The sequence below is a fragment of the Streptomyces sp. TRM68367 genome, assembly GCF_014495685.1.
Taxonomy (GTDB): domain Bacteria; phylum Actinomycetota; class Actinomycetes; order Streptomycetales; family Streptomycetaceae; genus Streptomyces.
Genome location: NZ_JACTVI010000232.1, coordinates 1 through 2,789, shown reverse-complemented (window position 1 = coordinate 2,789; position 2,789 = coordinate 1). Strand labels below are relative to the sequence as shown.

Sequence of the window (2,789 nt, the reverse complement as noted above, 5' to 3'; positions counted from 1 at the left end):
CCGCCTCTGCCACTGCCGTTGGCACGCGTACGCCGACACCACACCGTGATCAGAAAGCTCAGCAGCGGCTATCTACAGCTGCCGTAACAGTGAGCATCGAGGAACTGCACTCGGGCACCGCCGTCCGCGTCCGCAAACTGACGCCGCAGGGTGGCGACGAAACCCCGGAGCGCTGGCACAATTCGCTCTCGGTGGAGTACCACATCCCCGTCCCCGGCGCGCTAGCGTTCATGCTGCTCACCTTCTCCACCCCGTTGGAGCCCATCGCCGATGCGATGGCCGAACTCTTCGATGCGATCGCCAACTCGCTGACGTGGACGGAGTGACCAAGCGCATGGCCGACGACCTCTCGAATCTTGGCCTGGAGTGCTCTGAGGACTGGGTGCCTTTTCCAGTCGAGGGCTCTTTGGACCTGGACTATTGGGCCAAGCATCAGGCGGACCAACTCGTTGATCGGTTTGTGCGTGACGGCGAGACGGGCGACGCCCGCCTCCTGGCACGGGATCTCAAGCGCGCTGCGGCCGACAGCCACACACGCGAACCCCTCGGGGCCTTCGGCTGGTACCTGAGCGGCCACAACTCGGTGGCAGCCATCCTCGAACTCGACGCCCTCCACCCGGACGCCACGTACCCCGAGGTCACTCTCTCCCTGCTGACCGAGCACATGACGGCGAGGGACTTCGGCGAACCGGACGTCCGAGACGTACGTCTTCCGCTCGGTGAAGCCGTCCGTATTCGCCAGAACTTCATCGGAGAAAAGAAGCGCCTGTTCGGCGCCCGCCCTGTGGTCCACAGCCTTTTCTACGGGGTTCGCCCGGAGAACGTGGGCGCGGCCATCACCCTGATGGTCTCCTGGACTGAACCTGTCCTGGACGAGCCACTGGAGCAGATCGTCGACAACATCGCGCAGACGCTGTCAGTGTGACGCGGACCAGGAGGCGCCATGAACGAGTGGCGGCTGAAACCGAGGCACGGGCCGATCGACGGCGATGATGGAGGAGGCGGCCGCAAGACCGTCCCTGAGCTTGCGGCACGCCTGGCGCGGCGAGGAGTCCGGTCGCGACGTGCTGGTCATCATCGCGGGCACCGGACCCGCGTCGCATCGGCAGCCCCATGGACGACACAATGCCTTCGTCTGGCGGATCCGTGTGGCGCCTACTGCTGGCTGGCGGCGAGCAGGACGTCACCATCCAAGAAATCAGAGCCGGTCATGGCCCTCGCACAAGCCGACTTCGTCGATGCGGCTTCGTGGAGCAGGACAACAGCCGCCGTATGCGCTAAAGGTCGCCCGGCTTCGGCTGACCAGGATTGCCCCAGTCGTCCATCAGGATCGAATGCGTCTCGAAGAGATCGTTGCCGACCTTCGCGGGAACGCGGGCTTCGACCAGGACGATTCCGCTGGGAAGTCTGGTGTACACGGGCGGTTGTACGGTGTCGGGGAGGTCGGCCATGAAGCGAGCCACCCGCTGGCGCTGTGCCGCCGACAGAGCGTTTTCGGGCAATGCCTGTGCGCCTCCGGAGAGGAGCGCGGCGAGTCTATCGCCGGTGTCCGGGTCTCCGGTGAAAAGGCGGATCCAGGACTGGTCGGTGAACGTGATACGTACGTCCGCACCGACCTCGCTGAACTTCATTCGTCGGGCCCCGGCGAGGGAGTCGCGCGGAAACTCGCCCAGTACGTCGGCCCTGTCAAGGGTGCCGGTGTGGGTGCCGAGGAAGAGCAGGCGTCGGCTGGTCAGCACGAGATCCGCGCTATATCCCTCTGGGCGTCGCCCGGGGTCCAGTTGCCACGGAACCATACGTGCGAGGGACCCCGGCGCGGCCCACATCACGGGGAAGTCGTCGACCTCGTTCTCCGGCTCCTCTGGTTTTCCTCGTACGGGTACGTTACCGAAGGGTGAGCCGGGGGCTCCGCCGATGTTGGCGATGAGGTTCGCGATCAGTGGGATACCGGTGAGGAAGGCGCGGCCTGCGCGGCGTGCGGTCTTGTCGCCCGTTGAGTGCGGCGTGAAGACTGGGCCAGGCGGCCATCCGGGCAACTCGCCCTGGATGTCCTTCCGTTCGGTGTCCCGGAACCATCGGCTACCGGAGACCGCAGGAGCCACACCGGTGGCGAACTTGGCCTTGGTGCGCAGGAGCAGGTCTTCATCAGCGGCGGGATACCAGTCCATCAGTACGTCATCCTCCTGCGTTACCCCCGGTGGGCGAATGCGGCCGAATCAGCCGGGCTGACCGTTCTCGGCGGGTTCGGGGAATTCCAACGATCCAACGATGCCGGCAATGGCGTGCGTGAACTCGTCCCACTGCTCCACGGAAGCCGTGTCCAAAGTGACCACTGCAGTGTACGGGCCTGTCGAGAAGGGGATATGTACCTGGATCTGCCCCATTGCCAGTTCCTCGTCGTTGCCGCTCTTTGTGTAGCTGCCGTCCACCAAGAGCTTACGGAAGGAGATCACGGAGACCGCGGGACCACAAGGCAGGTCGAGCCACGTCACGTCGCGCATGGGATCGGGGCTCAGGGTCGCGAAGATGCCCTGGGCGACGACGTCCTGGTCCGTCTCACCGGACTCGAACACGGCCACGGTGAGAGAACAGTGCGCCACGCCGCTGTCCCCGATGTCATACAGCCCGATGCCGAAGAACGAGATACCGGCCGACAGCATCTCCTGGGCTGCCGCGCTGTACAGAGCGCCCATGGTCTCCCACCTCACGAATTCACGGCACCAGGAGCTTCAGTGACAGCCAGTCACTTCATGGAGGAAGGGTGCTTCCGACCTGCGATGATTCAGCTT

General features: G+C 64.8%; 3 protein-coding genes and 1 pseudogene. 2 read left to right on the top strand and 2 right to left on the bottom strand.

Annotation, left to right across the window (positions count from 1 at the left end; genetic code table 11):
- Nucleotides 1-326: pseudogene (locus tag H8R17_RS45010) on the top strand (hypothetical protein); the annotation flags it as partial.
- Between the two features lie 8 nt (nucleotides 327-334).
- The gene (locus H8R17_RS45005; RefSeq protein WP_187828923.1) at nucleotides 335-925 is read left to right on the top strand and encodes a hypothetical protein; all 591 of its coding nucleotides are present in this window, start codon (nucleotides 335-337) and stop codon (nucleotides 923-925) included.
- Nucleotides 926-1,277: 352 nt separating this feature from the next.
- On the opposite strand, the gene H8R17_RS45000 is transcribed toward H8R17_RS45005, so the two are convergent.
- Nucleotides 1,278-2,168 (bottom strand): hypothetical protein, encoded by an 891-nt coding sequence (locus H8R17_RS45000; RefSeq protein ID WP_187828922.1) that lies wholly within the window; start codon nucleotides 2,166-2,168, stop codon nucleotides 1,278-1,280.
- A 48-nt stretch (nucleotides 2,169-2,216) separates the two neighbouring features.
- Nucleotides 2,217-2,693 carry a hypothetical protein gene (locus tag H8R17_RS44995; protein WP_262506053.1) on the bottom strand — a complete coding sequence of 159 codons (477 nt, stop codon included), beginning with the start codon at nucleotides 2,691-2,693 and terminating at the stop codon, nucleotides 2,217-2,219.
- Between the last annotated feature and the right edge of the window lie 96 nt (nucleotides 2,694-2,789).

Coding starts and splice junctions, on each gene's coding strand:
- H8R17_RS45005 (WP_187828923.1), top strand. CDS start 335: ATGGCCGACGACCTCTCGAATCTTGGCCTGGAGTGCTCTGAGGACTGG.
- H8R17_RS44995 (WP_262506053.1), bottom strand. CDS start 2,693: ATGGGCGCTCTGTACAGCGCGGCAGCCCAGGAGATGCTGTCGGCCGGT.
- H8R17_RS45000 (WP_187828922.1), bottom strand. CDS start 2,168: ATGGACTGGTATCCCGCCGCTGATGAAGACCTGCTCCTGCGCACCAAG.